The sequence below is a fragment of the Corynebacterium tapiri genome, assembly GCF_006334925.1.
GTDB lineage: Bacteria > Actinomycetota > Actinomycetes > Mycobacteriales > Mycobacteriaceae > Corynebacterium > Corynebacterium tapiri.
Genome location: NZ_VDHJ01000001.1, coordinates 200690 through 219648, shown reverse-complemented (window position 1 = coordinate 219648; position 18959 = coordinate 200690). Strand labels below are relative to the sequence as shown.

Genomic DNA, 18959 nt, shown 5'->3' with positions numbered 1-18959 from the left:
GGCCGACGTATTCGTGTGCCCGTCCATCTATGAGCCCCTGGGCATCGTCAACCTTGAGGCAATGGCGTGTTCCACCGCAGTGGTTGCCTCGGACGTCGGCGGAATCCCCGAGGTGGTGGTCGATGGCGAGACCGGAACGCTCGTGCATTACGACGAAAACGACACCCGGGCGTTCGAAGCCGACCTCGCTGCCGCGGTTAACGCTATGGTGGCGGATCGTGAGCGTGCGGCCGCCTTCGGTCGCGCCGGCCGCGACCGCGCAGTGGACAAGTTCTCCTGGCTGGAGATCGCTCGCCAAACGGCCGATGTTTACCGCAGCCTGATCTAGTTTTCGACTCTTCTTTCCTATCGACTCCGAGACGCTAAAGGACGATTCACCCCATGCCAGTTCAGTATCGCCCCGAGCTCCATGTCACCGCTGAGACCGGTGTTCTCAACGCCCCCGCCGGCGTGGTTCGTGACGGTTCAACGTGGCACGTCTTCTACCAGTTCCAGCCCAAGGTTGACGCTCCCCCGCGCTGGGGTCATGTGGTCGCAGACGACGCACCGTTCTTCTTTAGCGAGTGCGACGACGTGCTCGCCCCGGCCGGAGGAGAAATCGCCGTGCGCGCAGGCTCCGTTCTGCCTAATGGGCAGGGCGCAGACCTCTACTTCACGTCGGTGACGTCTGCGGGAACAGCGGTAGAACTTGCCCGCATCGACGAGTTGGAGAGCTCGTGTTCGGTGTCCGACGAGCCCTCCACAATTGACTCTTCGTGCCGTCGCTTGTCGACGGTGGTTTCCGACCACGAGGGATGGACCAACTTCCGCTCCCCGTGCGTGGTCCGCGGATGGTCTGAGGTGGATAACCGGGAGGCCGGCCACGAGGGCTGGCTCATGCTGGCAGTGACCGGCGAGGTCGAGGATCCGACCCCGGTAATCCTCACGAGCCCTGACTCCCGTGATTGGACGGTCGTCGGCCCGCTGACCTTTGAGGGCGAGCACGGGCTGAGCTCGACGACGCATATGGTCGCCCCGCGTCTCCTGCGTCTGCGCGACGAAGTCGATGGGGTGATCTACGACGTTCTGCTGCTTACCCTCGAGCGCGACGGGGCCGATATTTCCGGCTACCTCGTGGGCCAGCTACATGGCTCCACTTTCTCGGTGACCACTGGCTTTACACAGATCGACCACGGCTACGACTTCACCCGTCCGCGCAACGTCTACTACTCCCCCGGCACGCTGCCGGATGAGCAGCGCTTGGACCAGGCTGTCATTTTTGGCCTGCTTAACCGGGCGGGCCGCGCTGACCAGCCGGCTGAGCACCTCTCACTGAAGGAGAGCGACTGGGCCAATGTCTTGTCCCTACCGCGTGTGCTGACTCTCCAGGGCGGGCTGATCTACCAGACCCCGTTCGCCGGCCTGCCAGAGGCGATCTCCCAGTCAACCCGCGCTCGCGGCTGGGTTGGCCTGTGCGAGATCCCCGCCGAATCGATGGTCGAGGTGGAGGTTCGCGACGAGGACGATCGGGTGTGCTTCACCGTTTGCCACGCCGGCTCCTCGCTCACCATCGATCGCTCGATGAACCCGTATCACGATGCCGAGGACAAGCCGACGAGCGTGTCCCTTCGCGAGGACGACTCGGACACCCTGTCCATCTTCGTCGACGGCTCTGTAGTGGAGGTCTTTGCCGACGGTGGCCAGGTGGCCATGGCATCACGCGTCTATATCAAGGGGTCCCCGAAATTTACGGTGACAACTACCGGTGAAGCCCACGTAGAGCGTGCTTACGAGCACACTCCGGGCAGCACTGGGATCTAGACCTTCACCCACTGCGTGAGGTGGGCACGCGCGGTGACCGTCATGGTCTCCGGCAGCTTCTCCACCCTCGCCGGTAGATCCTCGATGTGGCGCGCCGAGGGGCTCATTCCCACCTGAGCAGCGATGGCGGCCTTGTCCAGCGTCATGTCGAACTCGATCGGCGCCGGCTCACCTGCCATGGTCAGGTAGCCCTCGGCCTGCGTGCGCATGCGTTCCAGCTTGGAATCCTCCACCCCGATGATTCCCAACGGCTCGCGGAGCTGATCAAGGTGCCCGGACGACGGAGTCAGGGTGATAACCCGCCCGCCCGGCTTGAGCACACGCGCGAACTCGGCAGGGTTGCGCGGAGCAAACACCACAGAAATCACGTCCACGGAGGCATCCTGTACTGGGATTCCGGCCCAGATGTCAGCCACCACGGCCCCACAGCGCTGGTGCGATTTGGCCAGCAGCTTGGCTGCGGCGGTGGATACGTCGATGCCCACGCCGCGCGCGCCGGCAATGCGATCCAAAGTGTGGGCAAGGTAGTAACCAGTGCCCGCGCCTACCTCAAGGATGACAGGTGCGGCCTCGTCGGGGATTCCAGCTTCCTCCACGGCATCGAGAGCGGCATGGGAGACCGACTCAACAAAGGGCGCAAAATGCCCCGCGGACAGGAAGGTTTCGCGAGCGGCCACCATCTCGGCGCTGTCGCCGTCGTGATTCAACCCCTGCCCCGGGGCGAGAGTGACATAGCCCTGGCGGGCAACGTCGTAGCTGTGCCCGGTCTCAGAAACCAGGCGAGTGAAATTGTCAACCCCGCTGAGCGCGGAGCCGTCAGCGGGGTCGGCGAGGACGTCGATGACACTGGAAAGCATGCTCCCTAGCGTACCTAGTCATCCACAGCAAGCAGGTATTCAGTACCGGCGAGCAGAGGTCAGGTTGCTACTCGGCGGCCTCGGTGAGGAGGCGACCCAACTCGCCGGCCTCCTCCTTGGTCATCTCCACCACGAGACGCCCTCCGCCATCCGCGGGAATGCGGGTGACAATCTTCCGGTTCTCTTCGACGGCCTCCATCGGGCCGCTTCCGGTCCGCGGCTTCATTGCTGCCATGACTGGCTCCTCACAAGGTGGACAAAGTACTAACTCGCTCCATAATAGTCTTTTCCTGCTTTTGCCCGCGCCAGCTCCATGGTTAAGGCATCTATGACCGCGTCCACTTGATCAGGACGATAACCGCGCGGAACGAGCTCAAACTGCAGGTCATCGAGTCGGCGATCGAGCACGGCCGCCACATTGCGAGCTCGGTGATCCACGTGGTCATCGATGGGCCTAACTACCTCACCCCGACCCAAGAGGTGTCCGAAAAAGTAGGTCCCTAGGACCGTCAGCGCCACCAAGGCAATGACTAACAAGATCCACGAAATCACGGCCCGCTCCCAGTACTTTTAGTTTTCCACCTGGTCGGTGGTGGTGGGTTCTTTGAGCCGCCCGTCCGTCATCACGTGATGCCGGTGGACGATGTGATGAACGGCCTCCTCCACAGAGTCGGTCAGCAGGTACAGATCAGTGTCGACCTCGCTGATCAGCCCCTTGCCCAGCAGTTGGTCGTGCGCCCATTCAAGCAACCCGGAGTAGAAGTCGACCCCCAGCAGAACGATCGGGAAGTTAGTCACCTTCCCGGTCTGCACCATGCACAGAACTTCAAAGAGCTCGTCCATGGTCCCGAAACCACCAGGCAAAGTGACAAACGCTTGGGAGTACTTCAAAAACATCGTCTTGCGAGCAAAGAAGTACCGGAAGTTCAATCCCAGGTCGACCCACTTGTTCAGACTCTGCTCGTGCGGAAGCTCAATACCGAGCCCCACCGACAGGCCACCGGCTTCGGAAGCTCCCCGGTTGGCGGCCTCCATCAGCCCTGGTCCCCCGCCGGTGATCACGGCGTATCCGGCCTCGGTGAGAGCCGCTCCCAGCTTACGGCCCAAGGCATACTCCGGGGTGTTCTCCCCCAGCCGCGCGGAACCGAACACGGTGACAGCCTTGGGCAGGCCGGAAAGGGCGTCGAAACCCGAGACGAACTCGCCCTGGATACGCAGAATGCGCCAGGGGTCGGCGTGCTGCCAGTCGTGATCGGCCCCCAGCTCGAGCAAGCGCTGATCGTAGGTCGAGGCTTGCGCTCCCTCCGAGCGCATGAGCACGGGGCCGCGTAGCATCCGCGAGTTGGTTTCAGGTGTCTCAGTCATGGGGTCATTCTCCTAACGCACGCTTGTCGACGCTCTACTTCACCGGGGAAGTGCAGAAGCGGTAGAGAACGTCGGCAACCTGCGTGATCTGGTCAACCGGGCAGTGCTCCTCCGGCTTATGCGCCAATCCCGGATCACCGGGTCCGTAATTCACCGCAGGAATTGCCAGAGTAGAAAAGCGCGAGACATCCGTCCATCCGAACTTAGCGCGGAAGTTTCCCCCTACGGCGTCGAGAAGCGCCTGTGCTGCCGGCTTGTCCAGGCCCGGGCGCGCGCCGCCCACCGCGTCGTCGACTTCCACCGTCACGTGTTCACCATCCACCGCGAGGACCCCATAGAGGTGCTCCAGCGCCTCATCGAGAGTGCGGTCCGGAGCAAAGCGGAAATTCACCAACATCTCTGCCTCATCGGGCAGGGTGTTGGTGGCCACGCCAGCTTTCAGGCCCACCACGTTGAGTCCTTCGCGGTACTCGCAGCCTTCCACCGTGACAGTGCGTGGTTCATAGGACGCCACGCGGGTGAGTACCTCCGCCAGACGATGCGCTGCGTTGTCGCCCAGCCACGCGCGAGCGGAGTGGGCGCGCACGCCGTGCCCGGTGACCTTCACACGGATCGTTCCCTGGCAGCCTGCCTCGATGACTCCTCCGGAGGGCTCGCCGAGCAGCGCCAAATCACCCACCAGCCACTCGGGAGCCTCGCGTTCGAGGATTCCCAGGCCGTTGTACTCCGAGGAGACTTCCTCTCCCTCGTAACAAATCAGCGTTAGATCGCGCTTCAGATCAGGCGAATTGGCCAGGCGCGCGAAGGTGTGCAGATACACCGCCAGCCCGGACTTCATGTCTACCGAGCCACAGCCGTAGAGCATGTCGCCTTCCATGTGGTGCGGCACGTTATCAGCAATGGGGACGGTATCGACATGCCCGGCGAGGATGACCCGCGAGCCCAAGTCTCGCTGGGTTCGCGCCACCACCGTGTTGGAGACGCGCTTGACCTCTACGCCCTCCAGCTCGCGGAGTGCCTGCTCGATGGCATCTGCGATTCTGCTTTCGTGATGAGACGGGCTCGGGACGTCGACAAGCGCCGCAGTCAGCGCAACGGGATCGGAACTCAGTGCAAGCGAAGACATGATTTCACACTAGCGATAGAGTAAAGCCCGCTATGAGTACACGCGGAGCAGAGGCGATTGGACTCGCCAACATCGCCATGGACGGCACCGTTTTGGACACGTGGTACCCCGAGCCACGCCTGTGCGAGGCCGGCACATCCGGGACGCATCGACTCGGAGCGGCCGACCTGCCGCAGAGCCTGTATCGATTGGTGGGCATCGACGAGCAGCGCGGAGTGGAATACGTAGCGGTGCACACCACGATCGCAGACCTCGACGCCGAGCCCATCGATGTACACGATGTCTATCTCCGCCTGCACCTGCTCTCCCACCGCATGGTCAAGCCTTTAGAGGTCAACCTCGACTCCGCGATGGATCACCTCAACACTGTCGCCTGGACCAACAAGGGGCCGTGCAAGCCCGACAACTTCGAATACTTGCGCACCCACCTGCGCTCCCGGGGCCTCATTCACGTCTATGGAATCTCCAAGATTCCACGGATGGTCGACTACGTCGTCCCCGCTGACGTCTCCATTTCCGAGGCCGACCGCGTTGCTCTAGGTGCCTACCTCGCGCCGGGCACCACGGTGACGCGGGAAGGATACGTGTCCTTCAACGCGGGAACGCTGGGCCCGTGCCGCCTCGAAGGACGCCTGAGTTCCGGCGCCGTCGTGGGCACCGGGTGCGACATCGGACCATCTGCCACTATCACCTCGCCCACCGACGAGCAGGGCAATCGCCCGCCCACGATCATCGGCAAGAACTGCCACATGGGGGTGGGCTCTGGTGTGGTGGGAGTTTCGCTTGGCGACGATTGCCTCCTCGGCCCGGCCATCGTCCTCGAAGCAAACACCCAGCTTGTCGACCCAGCGGATGGGCGCACACTGACCGGCGCGGAGATTTCCGGTCGTTCCCACATGGTCGTTGCAATGGAAGCGGGTTACTCCGTGCCCACTGTCCGCCAGCGCTAGACCCCCTACCTGCCATGTTATTGGTATAGGCCAGTAGACTCGGCGGCTATGACCTCCTCAACCACGCTGGGTAATGGGCTTAAGACCCGCCACCTGACCATGATGGGTTTGGGATCCGCCATTGGTGCCGGACTGTTCCTCGGCACCGGTGTGGGTATCCAAGCCGCTGGGCCGGCCGTCCTCATCGCGTATCTCCTCGCGGGTGTGCTCGTCGTGCTCGTGATGCAGATGCTCGGTGAGCTGGCAAGTGCCCGCCCCTCCTCGGGTTCCTTCTCCACCTATGCCCGCCAGGCTTTCGGCCACTGGGCTGGATTCCTCATGGGCTGGCTGTATTGGTTCATGCTCACCATGGTCATGGGCGCGGAGATGACCGGCGCTAGTGCAATCATGGCCTCCTGGTTTGGGGTTGCCCCCTGGATTCCGGCACTCGTGTGCGTGGTGTTCTTTGCCATCGTCAACTTCGCGGCCGTGAAGGGCTTTGGCGAGTTTGAGTTCTGGTTCGCCTTTATCAAGGTCGCCGTGATCACACTGTTCCTCGTCATTGGCGTGGCCCTGATCTTCGGGCTCGTTCCGGGCACCGAATTCGTTGGGCTGAACAACCTGAAGGAAACGGGATTCGCACCCAACGGCATCACCGGCATTGCCACCGGATTGCTGGCCGTCGCCTTCGCCTTCGGCGGCATCGAGCTGGTCACCATCGCCGCGGCTGAGTCCGAGGACCCCGCGCAGGCTATCGCTACGGCCGTGCGCAGCGTGATCGTGCGCATCTCCGTGTTCTACCTCGGTTCGGTAGCAGTCATTGCCACCCTTCTGCCCTACGAGGAGATCTCGGGCGCCGAGTCCGCTGCTGAATCGCCCTTCACCCGCGTCCTGGAAATGGCTAACATCCCGGGCGTTGTGGGCTTCATGGAGGCCGTCATCGTGCTGGCGCTGTTGTCCGCATTTAATGCGCAGATCTACGCCACCTCCCGCCTCATTCATAACCTGGCACAGCAGGGCGATGCCCCACGAATCCTGACCAAGACCTCGCACGCGAACGTGCCTGTCAATGCAGTGGTCCTGTCGATGATTTTCGCTTTCCTCTCCGTCGCGCTGCAGTGGTGGAACCCGGAGGGCCTGCTGAACTTCCTGCTTAATGCCGTGGGCGGCTGCCTGATCGTGATTTGGTTGATGGTGGTATTCAGCTACCTCAAACTGCATCCAGAGCTCGAGCGCAATGGTGAGCTGTCGTCGGTACGTATGTGGGCCTACCCCGTTGGCGCATGGGTAACGCTGGCCGGACTGTTCGGTTTGATCGTTCTGATGCTCTTTGACGAGGCGGCTCGCTCGCAGCTGATCTCCGTTGCTGTGATTGTTGGGGTTATTGTGGTTTTGTCGTTTCTCACGCGGCGCAGGACGACACGTGACACCACAACGACCGAAGAATCGTCTCGCTAGGAGCTAATTTTCAATTATGACCACTGCATTTGCTCGCGGAATCGCCACCGTCACGCATGACGGCACCGTCCTCGACGTGTGGTACCCCTCCCCGGTTCTCGACCACCAGGTCAGTGCCGCAGGTACCGAACGCCTGGAAGAAACGCCTCAGCAATTCGCTTCTCTGGTCGGCCCGGACGAGGAGCGCGGTGTTGCACGGATCGCAGTAGCAACGTCGATCGCTTCGCTCGACGACGCCCCGCTGGACACCTACGACGCATACCTGCGCCTCCACCTGCTCTCCCACCGACTCGTTCGTCCGCACGGCCTCAACCTGGACGGCATCTTTGGCAAGCTCGCCAACGTGGTGTGGACCAACTATGGCCCCTGCCCCGTCGCCGACTTCCAGATGATCCGCGGCCGCTTGTCCTCCCGCGGCCCGGTCACCGTCTACTCGGTGGACAAGTTCCCGCGCATGGTCGACTACGTAGTCCCCACCGGTGTGCGCATCGGCGATGCCGACCGCGTTCGCCTGGGAGCCCACCTGGCCGAGGGCACGACCGTCATGCATGAAGGCTTCGTGAACTTCAACGCCGGCACCTTGGGCAACTCCATGGTCGAGGGCCGCATCTCCGCCGGCGTCGTCGTCGGAGACGGTTCCGACATCGGTGGCGGCGCCTCCATCATGGGCACCCTGTCCGGTGGCGGCAAGGAAACCATTTCCATCGGCGAGCGCTGCCTGCTGGGCGCTAACTCCGGAGTGGGTATTTCGCTTGGCGACGATTGCGTCGTCGAAGCCGGCCTGTACGTCACCGCCGGCTCCAAGGTGGCTGTGTTCGGTGCCGTTGCCCGCGCAGCAGGAGTCGAGGAAGGCTCCACGGTCAAGGCCGCTCAGCTGTCCGGGGCCTCGGGCGTGCTCCTGCGTCGCAACTCCGTCAGTGGCCAGGTTGAGGCCACCGAGTGGAAGGCCGAGGCCGTCGAGCTCAACGCGGAGCTGCACGCAAACTAACTCCTCCTAGGGCTTGATCCAGGGGCCTGATTCCAACGTCGAGTTGGGGTCAGGCCCTTTTGTTGTAGCTATGCGATTACTGACGACCGGAAGGGCGGGGTGGCGTTTCCGGTCGACAGCAAAACCGAATTAGTTACGCGCGACCTGGGGTTTTAGGTGTAGCAACCCGTTTTACTGACGACCGGAAGAACGGGGTGGGGCTTCCGGTCGACAGCAAATGTGAAACCCCAACTTTTGACACAATGTAAAGTCGGGTTTACATTTAGTCATGCAACCGCGACATGGTGAAAAGTAAAGCCGTCGCAAAGCAAAGGAAAGGACCCGCATGGAAAACATGGTCCGGAAGTTTCGCCGCTGGGAGGAACTCTCCCAGGCGGAGTTGGCTCAGCAGGCGGGGGTCTCGAGGCAAACGATCTCCAACATCGAAAAGGGCGACTACTCCCCGAGCGTGTATCTCGCCCTAGCGATCTGCAGGGCCCTGGGCAAAACCGTTGAAGAAGTCTTTGGAACCGATGAGGAGAACGAACAATGAACTACCTGGACTCAATCGTGAAGCGTTACGACGCCGCCGTCGACGACGAGCGTGAGCGCCAGCTGCTCCACCAGTCATCCACGGTGTATGTGCGTGTACACGCGTTTGCCACAATGGCGACCTTTGCGATCATGTGCTGGATCTTGCCTGACGCGTATTCCGCCGCTGCCTTGCTCCTACTCCTACCAATCATCGTCGCCGAACTCGCCGGGGTTTTCTGGCTGCGCAAGCGCATGCCCTATCCAGGCCCACTGAAGGTCCTGCCCATTGAATGGGCCACCTGTGCGGCCTTCATCCTCATTGCGGTGGTCGGCTACATGGTCCGCTCAAATGCGGGCTCTCCGGATTGGAGTGTGGGCCTGGGCGCAGTAGTTGGAGCTATAGCGGCGGCATTGTTCGTCCCCCGCTTCGCCAAAAGAATGCGCCGCCGTGATCAGCGCCGAGTCGACGCCTCGCTGGATGAGTAAACTAGGGCGCCATGACGAGCATTGCCCTTCCCCTAGCCGCCATCGCCCTAGGAGCGATCTACGCTGCCGGGCTTCCGAATTGGGTGGCCCTACTGGTCATCATCGCTGCGGCGGCCGTGGTTGTGGGCCTGGACGACCGCAGCTCCGCGCAGCAGAACTCCTAAGCCTCTGACCGGGGCGTCGGCTCCACCATGTCTACGATGGCCGCGGTCTTGGGCTTCCGAAAAGCCCACAGCTTGTTGATCATAAAGTTGACAGGCATCGCCACCACGATCGAGATGGCTGCCGCCCAATAGAAGCGCGTGCGCAGGCCGCTGGAATCGTCAAGGTAGGCCGGAAGGGCCAGCGGCGAGGTGGGATTCATCAGTAAGGTTGCCACAATCTGGGAGACTGCCAGCGAGACCAAGCCCGAGGCCAGGAAGGGCAGGAAGCCGCGCAACCAGGAGCGCTTGGGCACTCCGCGGAAGGTCCACATGCGGTTCAGCTGGTAGTTCCAGGTGTTGGCCACCAGGAACGCGATGACCATGAACACGTGGTACCAGCGGATATTGAACTGCGTCCCAAACAGATTGCTGAAGACGTCGTGTTCCAGAATCCCCCAGCCGTGTTCAGCAATCTTCTTGCTGAGGTACACGACGGCGAGGTTGACGATGGTGCCCGAGCCACCGACCACACCAAACATGATGAACTGGCGCATGCCATTGAGGAGTCGCTCGGCATCGTAACGCCGGGCCGCGGACGAGCCGCCGACACGGGGCTGGGTCATTCGAGCCTCTCAGTTGAAGCGTGTGCAGGTAACAGATAAATCCTAGCGGGCAGCCCCCGCGGACTCCGAAACGATCGCCGCTCACCACTGAACGGATCCAAAAACTCCAACCCGGCAGCAACGAGATGCAGTGGCAAAGTCGCTGAGGAAACCGCATGACCGTATACCGGGTCTCCCACGATTGGTGCTCCCAGCCAAGCCGCCACAACCCGCAGCTGATGAGTAAATCCAGTTAGCGGAGAAAACTCCACGACGTCCGTCTCGACTTGGCGCGCAATGGTCACCGTCATTCGCCCCGTTGGATTGACCTCTACCCGGCCGCCCGGGTGCTTGAGCAGCGGCAGCCGAATCTCATTCCATCCCGCGCGCAGACGCGGCCAGCCCGAAACTCGGGCATAGTACGTCTTGTGCACCCGCTTATTGGCAAAGAGCTGTTGATAATCCCCGCGAGTCTGCGATTCGCGCGAACACAGCAATAAGCCAGCGGTAAGCACGTCCAGGCGATGCAACACGGTAATGTCCTCCCCCTCGCGCGCCCGCAATCGGGTTTGCACGGTGTTGGCCACCAGCCGCCCATTGGGGGTCGCGGGGAGGAAATGAGGCTTATCGACGACCATGATCCGCTCATCGCGAAAAATCACCTGATAGTCGAGGTCCACCGGCGTTTCCGCATCCACGTGCGGAAACGTCCACGCAGGCACTGCACCCGGCAGGGTCATACCGCTCGGTAAGAGCTCCCCCGGAATGAATGGGCTATCGCCGGCGCGTGCGGCAAAATACTCGCCCTCCGGAACCCGGTCACGCAAAACTACCCGCCGGGCTACAACGCCCCGGCGGGCAGGAGGTCGCCCATCCGGGCGTGGGAAGTTCACAGGCTAGGCGGATGCAAGACGACGGCAGGCCGCCTCGATGCGCTCATCAGTTCCGGTCAGCGCAACACGCACGTATTCTTCACCGCGCGGGCCGTAGAAGTCACCGGGAGCGACCAGGATGCCCAGGCCAGCCAACCAGTCGAGCGTCTCCCGGCAGGGCTCCCCGCGGGTGGCCCAGAGGTATAGTCCGGCGTGGGATTCGTCGATACGCATCCCTGCCTCGGACAGTGCCCGCATGAGCTGAGCGCGTCGAGAAGCGTAGCGCAGCCTCTGGGCTTGCTCCTGTTCGTCGTCGTTGAGGGCGGCGACCATAGCGTGCTGTACAGGCGCCGGCATCATGAGACCGGCGTGCTTGCGCACCTGCAGCAGCTCCTGGATCAGGGACTCGTCACCCGCCAGGAAGCCGGCTCGGTAACCGGCCAGGTTCGATGACTTGGACAACGAGTGAATGACCAGCAGGTTGGTCATGTCACCATCGGTGACGCGGGGGTCGAGCAGTGAGATCGGCGGGTTCTCATCGTCCCAGCCAAGCCCGATGTAGCACTCGTCGGCAGCAATGATCACGTTGCGTTCGCGGGCAAACTGGACCACCTTGCGCAGGTGATCGATGCCCAGCACCTTGCCGGTCGGATTGGACGGCGAGTTGATGAACATCAGGTCGGGGCTCGAGGGCCCGAGCTGCAACAGCGAGTCCGCGCGCTGCACGCTGGCTCCGGCCAGCCTGGCGGCGACCTCGTAGGTCGGGTAAGCCACCTCGGGGATGACTACCTTTCCCGAAACGCCCAACAGGGTGGGCAACCAGGCAATGGCTTCCTTCGTGCCCACCACCGGGAGCACAGACTTTTCCGTCAACCCTGACACACCATAGCGACGCTCCAACCACGCCACGATGGAGTCACGCAGCTCCGGCGTACCCATGGTCTGCGGGTAACCAGAGATGTTCGAGGACTCCGCAAGCGCTAGCTGGATGGACGGAGCAACGTCATCGACCGGCGTACCGACCGACAGGTTGACGATCCCGTCCGGGTGCGCCTCCGCCTTAGCCTTCGCGTCCTTGAGGGAATCCCAAGGAAAATCCGGCAAACGTGTGCTCAGAGGTTGACGTGCCATGTTATTCCCCAGAGTCCTGGTTCTGCGGGGGCAGGCCCGCGATCATCGGGTGGTCGAAGTCCTGCGGGCCCAGCTTGGCAGCTCCACCCGGCGAGCCGAGGTCATCGAAGAAGGCCGCATTGGCCTCGTTGTAATCCCACCACTCGTCCGGGACATCGTCCTCGTAGAAGATTGCCTCCACCGGGCAGGCGGGCTCGCACGCGCCGCAGTCCACGCACTCGTCGGGGTGGATGTAGAGCATGCGCTTGCCCTCGTAGATGCAGTCGACCGGGCACTCCTCAACGCAGGCGCGGTCGAGAACGTCCACGCAGGGCTGCGCGATGGTGTACGTCATATCTCTTTTAACTCCTCAGCAAAATCCCAAAAGTCTCTATACTGCAGTATGTCACTGCGGGCGAATCAGCGGCCACATGCCTCCCGCGATCCCCGCCATGAGCAGCACAACTACCCGCATATTAGTGCCCAGCAATTGGTTACCCGTCACCGCCGGCCACATGAGAAGGATGAAGAAGCCTACGCACCACACAATCAGGGGAACCGCCGCCAGTACCGGGCGCTCAGACCACAGCCGCGCTGTGCGTGTGAGAACCATATTGAATCCGAACGCAACCGGGATGGTCCAGGGAAATGGCAGGGCCACCTGGCCCACATGCAGCCAGGTCCCCAGGTAGACCACCTCGAGGATCAACGAGGCGATAGCACCAACGCCTAGCCACGAAAGCCCACTGATGAGCTCACCGGTGGAGAACTCTGAGCGATAGATGGGACTCGACACTTCCTGAATCCCCCTAGAGGCCAGCGAAAAGGTCCGTGCCACTGACGGGCAAGCCTACCCCTGAGCGGTAGTGCTCCCGCCGCAGCAATGGCTGGGCGATGAGGTTGGACAGCGCAAACACCGTGTGGCCATCGGAGGCGTGACCGTAAGCAGCCTGCGGATTGGTGGCAGACACGCTGCCATCGGCCAGCCACAGTTGGGTAGCGTGTGCCCGCATCGCGGCCGACTTGGCGTAGTAGTCCTGATCGCTCAAGTCAATAACTGCGTCAAAGCCATCCACCGCGGCGATCTCCTGGTCCTGCGCCACGCGCCAGCCAGCGGGAATCTTGTCGATCGCAGCAAGCGCCTCATCCATCTCTGCCCGATCCGCGCAGGCCCACACCACTCGGGGAACGTCCACGATCTCGGCGGCCGCGTGCGTGATTCGGTGGGCCTGAATGTGGTCCGGGTGACCGTAACCCCCATCCGGGCCGTAGGTGATTACGACCTCGGGGCGAATCCGGCGGAAAACCTCGACCAGGCATTCAATGGCCTCATCGGTGCGCCGTACGAAGGCCCGCGGGTTGTCGTGAGCAGGCGAGCCAACCATGCCGGAGTCGCGGAAACGCCCGGCAGCACCCAGGAATTCTCCGCGCACCCCCAGGTGCCCCAACGCCTGAGTAAGCTCCGCGATGCGGAACCCGCCAAGCTGATCGGCGTGGTCTGCGACCAGTTCACCGAACGGGGCTCCGATCACCTCGCCTTCCTCACCCAGGGTGCACGTCACCACAGTGACGTCTGCCCCGCGGCGAGCAAGCTGAGCTAAGGTGCCGCCGGTGAAGATCGACTCATCATCCGGATGGGCGTGCACTGCCACGACTCGGCGGCCGACCAGGTCTCTGACCATTACTTATCTCTCCTTAATTGACCAGCTACCGGCTGAAGACAGGCCTTCTGCCCACTGATTGAGGTCCGGGCTAGGGCCAATGATGCCTTCTCCAAGAACCACGACCCTACGCTCAGTCATTAGTGGGAGCGTCAGGGCCTGAGCAGCATTCAACCCGCGCACCACGTCGTTGGCCTCGCTCTGTCCCCGAGCACCGGACAGAATGCTGGCGCTCAGCTCTTCAGCGTCTGGTGCACAGTAGCCGGTGAGGTTAGACAAGCGCACGTGTTGGGTCTGACCAGTGGCCACGGGCGGGCATTGATAGCGGCTGGCGAGGTCTTGCGCGCTGGAATCGTCCACATCCCAGGACACGTAGGCGTCTAGGTTGCCGCCGGGCAGCTCGCGGCGCGCAGCCGTTGGCACGTCGGTGGCAACGGCCTCCGCCTTGATTCCCTGGCGGGTGAGCGAGTCAGTAATCGCCCGTACCGCGCTCGTGCCTTGCTCATCGGCAGGATCAGCGCCGATGCGTAGCGGCGATTCCTGTGTGGTCTTGCGCAGGTCCTCGATTGCCGCAAAGGGCTGGTAGCTCACTTGCGGAGGGACGACCACGTCACTGCTGCGGCCAGCGGCCTGCCGGGCGATCAAGGAGACGTCGAGAAGCGAGAACAACGCGTTTCGACGTTCGGGTGTGCTCAAAGCTTCCGATGCCACGTTGACGTCGAGGTTGAGTCGGCGGGGAGTGTCCACCACCTGGGTTTGCGCCCCGGGAAGGAGGCGATAGGCCTCGGCGGAGGTCTCTGCGGGCGTGACATCAAGGAACGAGATCTGTCCGTTGCGCAGCTGGTCCACGCCCTCCGTCACGGAGGTGACGAAGTTCAGGCGCAGCACATCGTACTTGGCGGGATCCTTGCCCCAGAAGCGATCGTTGCGATGCAACAGGATCATGCCGCGCGAGCGGTCCACCGATTGCACCATGAAACGCCCGGCCGAGGCCGGCAGTTCGCTGTAGAACGTCGTGGCGAAGGCCTTCCCCTCCGGTTCCGCAAGGTGCGAGGGAAGCAGATGGGTAAACAGCTCACGCCACGATTCGACGCGTTGTGAGAAATCGACCGTAATCACCCGCCCACCCTCGGCTTGGTCTACCGCCGAAATCGCGCGGTAACCGGATGGATCGACCACGCCCGGCGTGCTGGTCATGGCCTGCCACAGGTACAGAAAATCTGCCCCGGTAATGGGCGTTCCGTCGGACCACTGGGCTTCCGGGCGCAGCTCGTAGCGCACTGTTTGCACCACGTTTGCGGAGCTCGGTGGCACCTCCACCGCCGAGACCAACAGGTCCTCGTTGAGCTCACCATTACGGAACGCGCTGGGCAGAGTGAGATCCGCAATCGCGTCCACCACCGCCTGGTTATCAGCGATGAGATGCGGGTTGAGTCCGTTGCGTAGCGGGTCGATCCCGACCGAGACCTGCGTGCGCGAGGAGGTCGGAGTGGTCGTGGGAACGGGCGAGCTTGACGTTGTCGGGGCCTCCGGCTCCACGGTGGGTGGAGGGCCGGGGTTAGCCATGCAGGCAGAAACAAGCAGGCCCGCAGTGGCCAGCACTGCGGGCAGTCGCCATCCGGGACGTACCGTCATACGGAGAGATGTTACTTGTTGAGGTTCTTCGCGCGAGAGCGGGCACGGCCACGCTCGGTAGCGGACAAGATGACCTTGCGCACGCGCAGCATCTCCGGGGTGACCTCAACGCACTCGTCGGCACCACAGAACTCGATGGCCTCGTCGAGGCTGAGCACGTGAGCCTTAGCCAGGGTGACGGTGGCGTCGGCGGTGGCCGAACGCATGTTGGTCAGCTTCTTTTCCTTGGTGATGTTGACGTCCATGTCCTCATCACGGTTGTTGCGTCCCACGACCATGCCCTCGTAGGCCTCGGTTCCGGGCTCAACGAAGAAGCTGCCGCGATCAGCCAGCTGGGTCAGAGCATAAGCGGTGATCTGGCCGGAGCGGTCTGCCACCAGCGAGCCCTGCGCGCGATCCTTGATCTCGCCGGCCCAGGGGCGCAGGCCGATGGAGAAGGAGTTGGCAATGCCTGCGCCGCGCGTCTCAGTCAGGAAGGTGGTGCGGAAGCCGATCAGGCCACGGGCCGGGATCTCGAATTCCATGCGGACCCAACCGCCAGCAGCGTTGGCCATCGAGACCATCTGCCCCTTGCGGTTTGCCATCAGCTGCGTAACGGCACCCTGGTGCTCACCCGGGGTGTCGATGACCATGTGCTCGTACGGCTCGTGGATCTTGCCGTCGATCTCCTGGGTAACCACCTGCGGCTTGCCCACGGTGAGCTCGAAGCCCTCGCGGCGCATCGTCTCGATGAGGACGGACAGAGCCATTTCGCCTCGGCCCTGCACCTCCCAGGCGTCGGGGCGCTCGGTCGGCAGAACGCGCAGGGACACGTTACCGATGAGCTCCTGGTCCAGACGTGCCTTGACCATGCGGGCGGTCAGCTTGTCGCCGCCACCGCGACCAGCCATCGGGGAGGTATTCACACCGATGGTCATGGAGATTGCCGGCTCATCGACGGTGATGCGCGGCAGGGCCTCCGGGTTCTCGGGGTCTGCCAGCGTGTCGCCGATCATGATCTCGTCAATACCGGAGATAGCGGCGATGTCACCAGCCACGACGGTCTCATCCGTGGACTTACGCTCCATGCCCTCGGTCTTGAGCAGCTCGGCAATCTTGACGTTCTTGACGTGCTGGTTGCCGTCGGCGTCGTAGTGGATCCAGGCGACGTGCTGGCCCTTCTTCAGGGTGCCCTTGTGGATGCGCACCAGGCCGATACGACCCAGGAAGGAGGAGGAGTCCAGGTTAGTCACGTGTGCCTGCAGCGGGGCGTCCACGTCAGCAGAGGGCTCCGGCAGAACGTCGTAGATCACGTCGAACAGGGCCTGCAGGTCCTCGGCCTCCGGCGCGTTGCCATCGCCCGGGTTCTCGGTCGAGGCCTTGCCCTCGCGGCCGGAGGCGTAGAGCACGGGAAGCTCGAGCAACTGCTCGGCGGCCTCGGCAGCCTCGGGGTCCTCCAGAGCGGAGGCCAGCTCCAGGAGGAGGTCCTGGGATTCCTCGACAACCTCGTCGATACGTGCGTCCGGGCGATCGGTCTTGTTCACACAGATGATCACCGGCATCTTGGCAGCCAGCGCCTTGGACAGAACGAAGCGGGTCTGTGGGAGCGGGCCTTCGGAGGCGTCGACAAGCAACACCACACCGTCGACCATGGACAGGCCGCGCTCGACCTCACCGCCGAAGTCGGCGTGGCCGGGGGTGTCGATGACGTTGATCACCAGATCGGCGCCGTCCTTGCCCTTGCCCTTACGGCGAATGGAGGTGTTCTTAGCAAGGATGGTGATGCCCTTCTCGCGCTCCAGGTCACCAGAGTCCATGACGCGATCGGCAACCTCGCCGTGGTCGCCGAAGGCGCCCGATTGCTCGAGCATGCCGTTGACCAGGGTGGTTTTACCGTGGTCAACGTGTGCAACGATGGCAACGTTACGGAACTCGGGGTGGGATTGGCTCACGAAAGGCGCTCCTTAATACAAAGCGGGAAAGAAAAGGCGGCACCACACGCGCCGCGTCGTGCCTTACAGTACCCTGCTTCGCTTCTCGACGCTCATTGCAGCCTGGTGACCTCGACAAAACCCCTGATATGTGTACCCTCTTCTAGTCAACTGCTTGCAAATGTTACAGCTGTGACTATTGTTACCGCTGGGAAACTTGTAGCACTTTGCTGATTGATATTGAGAAAGGCACCCTACTGCCGTGAATCGACCACGCTTTACCCGCCGGCTCATCGTCGGTGCCGTCGCGCTGCTCAGCACGGCAATGGCCCCTGCTGCCCAGGCAGCCCCTGTCATTCCGGCGGGCCTGTCGTCCCAGTACGTGGACGAACTCGGCCGCCCCACCCCGGAGTTGGCCGCCAAGGTCACCGCGATTGCCAACCTCCCGTGGATGCCACCGGAGATCTCTAACGCGTTGAAGTCCGGCCTGGCATTTACGACTGGTCAGACCAAGGGCGAAGGCGCTCCCCTGCCCCAAAACGGCCCCCACTTCCAGCAGTTCGTATGGCCAACCGTTTCCGGTGGCTGCATTGGCGGAACTGGCGACTCCGTAGCCAGCGCAATCGCCGTTCCTGGCCCGGCCTCGATCCCGGCACCGGGTGCCCGCGAGGACCAGACCGCGTTTGTCTTTACAGCCCTGGGCACTCCGTCTGCCGCCCCCAACCAGGGCCAGATGCATGTGCATTGGATCAACCTGGACACTCTGAAGTTCGGGTCTACCCCGCTGCACAACAACGGCATCAACCCCGAGGGCCCTGCCACGATCTCTGGAACCGCCGACACCGGAAATGGCACCGTGCTCGCCGTCACCACCGGTCGGATCAACACCAAGGAACGCGCCTGCGACTTCCTGCCTACCGGCATTCTCTTCGAAAGCTAACCCATGGATCTGCACCCTGTGAAGGTGGAAACTTTTGACGTTTCCCGGCACATCAACGTTGACCCCAAAGGGTTCGACCGGGCAGTAGATACCTTCCAGGAAACAGACTTTGGCCTATACATGGCCCGTGGCGCTAACCATCCGAGGTTTGGCTACCTCGAGTCTTGGCTCCTTCCGAGCCTTGGCCTGCGCGCCAACATCTTCCACTTCCGCGAGGGTGTGGAAGAGGAGCAGGACTTCTACATAGACGTCGCAGACATCACCCGGCAGGGCTCGGTCTGGACCACCCGCGATCTTTACGTAGACCTGGTCTCCCTGAGCGGCCACCCCATCGAGGTGCTTGACGTGGACGAGCTGTCGGCCGCCTGTTCTGCCGGCCTCATCACACCCGAGGAAACTGAGCGTGCCATTAACATCACGCTCAAGGCTGTGGAAGGCATAACCCGCTTCCAAGACGAACCGATGGCCTGGCTAGCCTCCCAGGGCATCAATCTGACCTGGGCGGACAAGGTGGAGCTCACACCTGTGAGCTAGCTGAAGGTGGGCGGGTGAGCGCCCTGCCTT

At 62.6% G+C, this 18959-nt stretch carries 23 protein-coding genes; 11 read left to right on the top strand and 12 right to left on the bottom strand.

Translation table 11 applies throughout. From position 1 onward, the window contains the following. Positions 1 to 328: glycosyltransferase (locus FHE74_RS01105; protein WP_139464568.1), on the top strand; the 328-nt coding region annotated here is incomplete at its 5' end. A gap of 53 nt (positions 329 to 381) precedes the next feature. Beyond that, on the top strand, positions 382 to 1800 hold the full coding sequence (locus tag FHE74_RS01100; RefSeq protein WP_139464567.1) for a GH32 C-terminal domain-containing protein: 1419 nt from the start codon (positions 382 to 384) through the stop codon (positions 1798 to 1800). Here the strand turns inward: FHE74_RS01100 and FHE74_RS01095 are convergent. Continuing rightward, positions 1797 to 2657, bottom strand: coding sequence for a methyltransferase domain-containing protein (locus tag FHE74_RS01095; RefSeq protein WP_139464566.1), 861 nt, complete (start codon positions 2655 to 2657; stop codon positions 1797 to 1799). The two genes, FHE74_RS01100 and FHE74_RS01095, sit on opposite strands and share 4 nt — an antisense overlap. Before the next feature lie 67 nt (positions 2658 to 2724). Then, positions 2725 to 2892: a DUF3117 domain-containing protein gene (locus FHE74_RS01090; protein WP_139464565.1), complete on the bottom strand. Its 168-nt coding sequence runs from the start codon at positions 2890 to 2892 to the stop codon at positions 2725 to 2727. A 107-nt stretch (positions 2893 to 2999) separates the two neighbouring features. Between FHE74_RS01090 and FHE74_RS10600 the strand changes: the two genes are divergently transcribed. Next, positions 3000 to 3161 (top strand): hypothetical protein, encoded by a 162-nt coding sequence (locus FHE74_RS10600; RefSeq protein ID WP_180339638.1) that lies wholly within the window; start codon positions 3000 to 3002, stop codon positions 3159 to 3161. Between the two features lie 66 nt (positions 3162 to 3227). Here FHE74_RS10600 and FHE74_RS01080 read toward each other — a convergent pair whose 3' ends face one another. Both FHE74_RS01080 and dapE read right to left on the bottom strand, forming a co-directional pair. Beyond that, on the bottom strand, positions 3228 to 4022 hold the full coding sequence (locus tag FHE74_RS01080) for an LOG family protein (protein WP_180339637.1): 795 nt from the start codon (positions 4020 to 4022) through the stop codon (positions 3228 to 3230). 34 nt (positions 4023 to 4056) lie between these two features. Beyond that, the gene (gene dapE, locus FHE74_RS01075) at positions 4057 to 5148 is read right to left on the bottom strand and encodes a succinyl-diaminopimelate desuccinylase (protein WP_139464563.1); all 1092 of its coding nucleotides are present in this window, start codon (positions 5146 to 5148) and stop codon (positions 4057 to 4059) included. Between the two features lie 32 nt (positions 5149 to 5180). Here dapE and FHE74_RS01070 point away from each other — a divergent pair, with 32 nt between their 5' ends. The 6 genes from FHE74_RS01070 to FHE74_RS10595 all read left to right on the top strand — a co-directional run bounded on the left by FHE74_RS01070 (position 5181) and on the right by FHE74_RS10595 (position 9686). Further along, a complete protein-coding gene (locus FHE74_RS01070; protein ID WP_139464562.1) occupies positions 5181 to 6098 on the top strand; it encodes a DapH/DapD/GlmU-related protein in 918 nt (305 codons plus the stop codon). 48 nt (positions 6099 to 6146) lie between these two features. After that, a complete protein-coding gene (locus FHE74_RS01065) occupies positions 6147 to 7535 on the top strand; it encodes an amino acid permease (RefSeq protein WP_139464561.1) in 1389 nt (462 codons plus the stop codon). Positions 7536 to 7551: 16 nt separating this feature from the next. Continuing rightward, the gene (dapD, locus tag FHE74_RS01060) at positions 7552 to 8523 is read left to right on the top strand and encodes a 2,3,4,5-tetrahydropyridine-2,6-dicarboxylate N-succinyltransferase (protein WP_139464560.1); all 972 of its coding nucleotides are present in this window, start codon (positions 7552 to 7554) and stop codon (positions 8521 to 8523) included. A gap of 325 nt (positions 8524 to 8848) precedes the next feature. After that, positions 8849 to 9055 (top strand): helix-turn-helix transcriptional regulator, encoded by a 207-nt coding sequence (locus FHE74_RS01055; RefSeq protein ID WP_139464559.1) that lies wholly within the window; start codon positions 8849 to 8851, stop codon positions 9053 to 9055. Next, positions 9052 to 9522 carry a hypothetical protein gene (locus tag FHE74_RS01050; RefSeq protein ID WP_139464558.1) on the top strand — a complete coding sequence of 157 codons (471 nt, stop codon included), beginning with the start codon at positions 9052 to 9054 and terminating at the stop codon, positions 9520 to 9522. The genes FHE74_RS01055 and FHE74_RS01050 overlap by 4 nt, the downstream gene beginning before the upstream one ends. Before the next feature lie 11 nt (positions 9523 to 9533). Beyond that, positions 9534 to 9686: a hypothetical protein gene (locus FHE74_RS10595; RefSeq protein WP_180339636.1), complete on the top strand. Its 153-nt coding sequence runs from the start codon at positions 9534 to 9536 to the stop codon at positions 9684 to 9686. Here FHE74_RS10595 and FHE74_RS01045 read toward each other — a convergent pair. The 8 genes from FHE74_RS01045 to typA are packed head-to-tail and all read right to left on the bottom strand — an operon-like array spanning position 9683 to position 17476. After that, positions 9683 to 10288, bottom strand: coding sequence for a GtrA family protein (locus tag FHE74_RS01045; protein ID WP_425456307.1), 606 nt, complete (start codon positions 10286 to 10288; stop codon positions 9683 to 9685). The genes FHE74_RS10595 and FHE74_RS01045 overlap by 4 nt on opposite strands. After that, positions 10285 to 11160: a pseudouridine synthase gene (locus FHE74_RS01040; RefSeq protein ID WP_139464557.1), complete on the bottom strand. Its 876-nt coding sequence runs from the start codon at positions 11158 to 11160 to the stop codon at positions 10285 to 10287. Before FHE74_RS01040 ends, FHE74_RS01045 begins: the two co-directional genes overlap by 4 nt. A 3-nt stretch (positions 11161 to 11163) precedes the next feature. Continuing rightward, positions 11164 to 12270, bottom strand: coding sequence for a succinyldiaminopimelate transaminase (gene dapC, locus FHE74_RS01035; RefSeq protein ID WP_139464556.1), 1107 nt, complete (start codon positions 12268 to 12270; stop codon positions 11164 to 11166). Between the two features lies 1 nt (position 12271). Then, positions 12272 to 12604, bottom strand: coding sequence for a ferredoxin (gene fdxA / locus FHE74_RS01030; protein WP_139464555.1), 333 nt, complete (start codon positions 12602 to 12604; stop codon positions 12272 to 12274). 51 nt (positions 12605 to 12655) lie between these two features. Beyond that, complete coding sequence (locus tag FHE74_RS01025) at positions 12656 to 13045, bottom strand: hypothetical protein (protein WP_246049083.1); 390 nt, start codon at positions 13043 to 13045, stop codon at positions 12656 to 12658. A gap of 13 nt (positions 13046 to 13058) precedes the next feature. Next, the gene (gene mshB, locus FHE74_RS01020; RefSeq protein ID WP_139464554.1) at positions 13059 to 13931 is read right to left on the bottom strand and encodes an N-acetyl-1-D-myo-inositol-2-amino-2-deoxy-alpha-D-glucopyranoside deacetylase; all 873 of its coding nucleotides are present in this window, start codon (positions 13929 to 13931) and stop codon (positions 13059 to 13061) included. Positions 13932 to 13934: 3 nt separating this feature from the next. Beyond that, positions 13935 to 15545 carry an ABC transporter family substrate-binding protein gene (locus FHE74_RS01015; RefSeq protein WP_180339635.1) on the bottom strand — a complete coding sequence of 537 codons (1611 nt, stop codon included), beginning with the start codon at positions 15543 to 15545 and terminating at the stop codon, positions 13935 to 13937. Positions 15546 to 15556: 11 nt separating this feature from the next. After that, positions 15557 to 17476: a translational GTPase TypA gene (gene typA / locus FHE74_RS01010; RefSeq protein WP_139464553.1), complete on the bottom strand. Its 1920-nt coding sequence runs from the start codon at positions 17474 to 17476 to the stop codon at positions 15557 to 15559. Between the two features lie 241 nt (positions 17477 to 17717). Between typA and FHE74_RS01005 the strand changes: the two genes are divergently transcribed. Next, a complete protein-coding gene (locus tag FHE74_RS01005; protein WP_139464552.1) occupies positions 17718 to 18395 on the top strand; it encodes an Rv1157c family protein in 678 nt (225 codons plus the stop codon). Between the two features lie 3 nt (positions 18396 to 18398). Further along, complete coding sequence (locus tag FHE74_RS01000; protein WP_139464551.1) at positions 18399 to 18929, top strand: ribonuclease FAU-1 family protein; 531 nt, start codon at positions 18399 to 18401, stop codon at positions 18927 to 18929. The last annotated feature ends 30 nt before the right edge of the window (positions 18930 to 18959 follow it).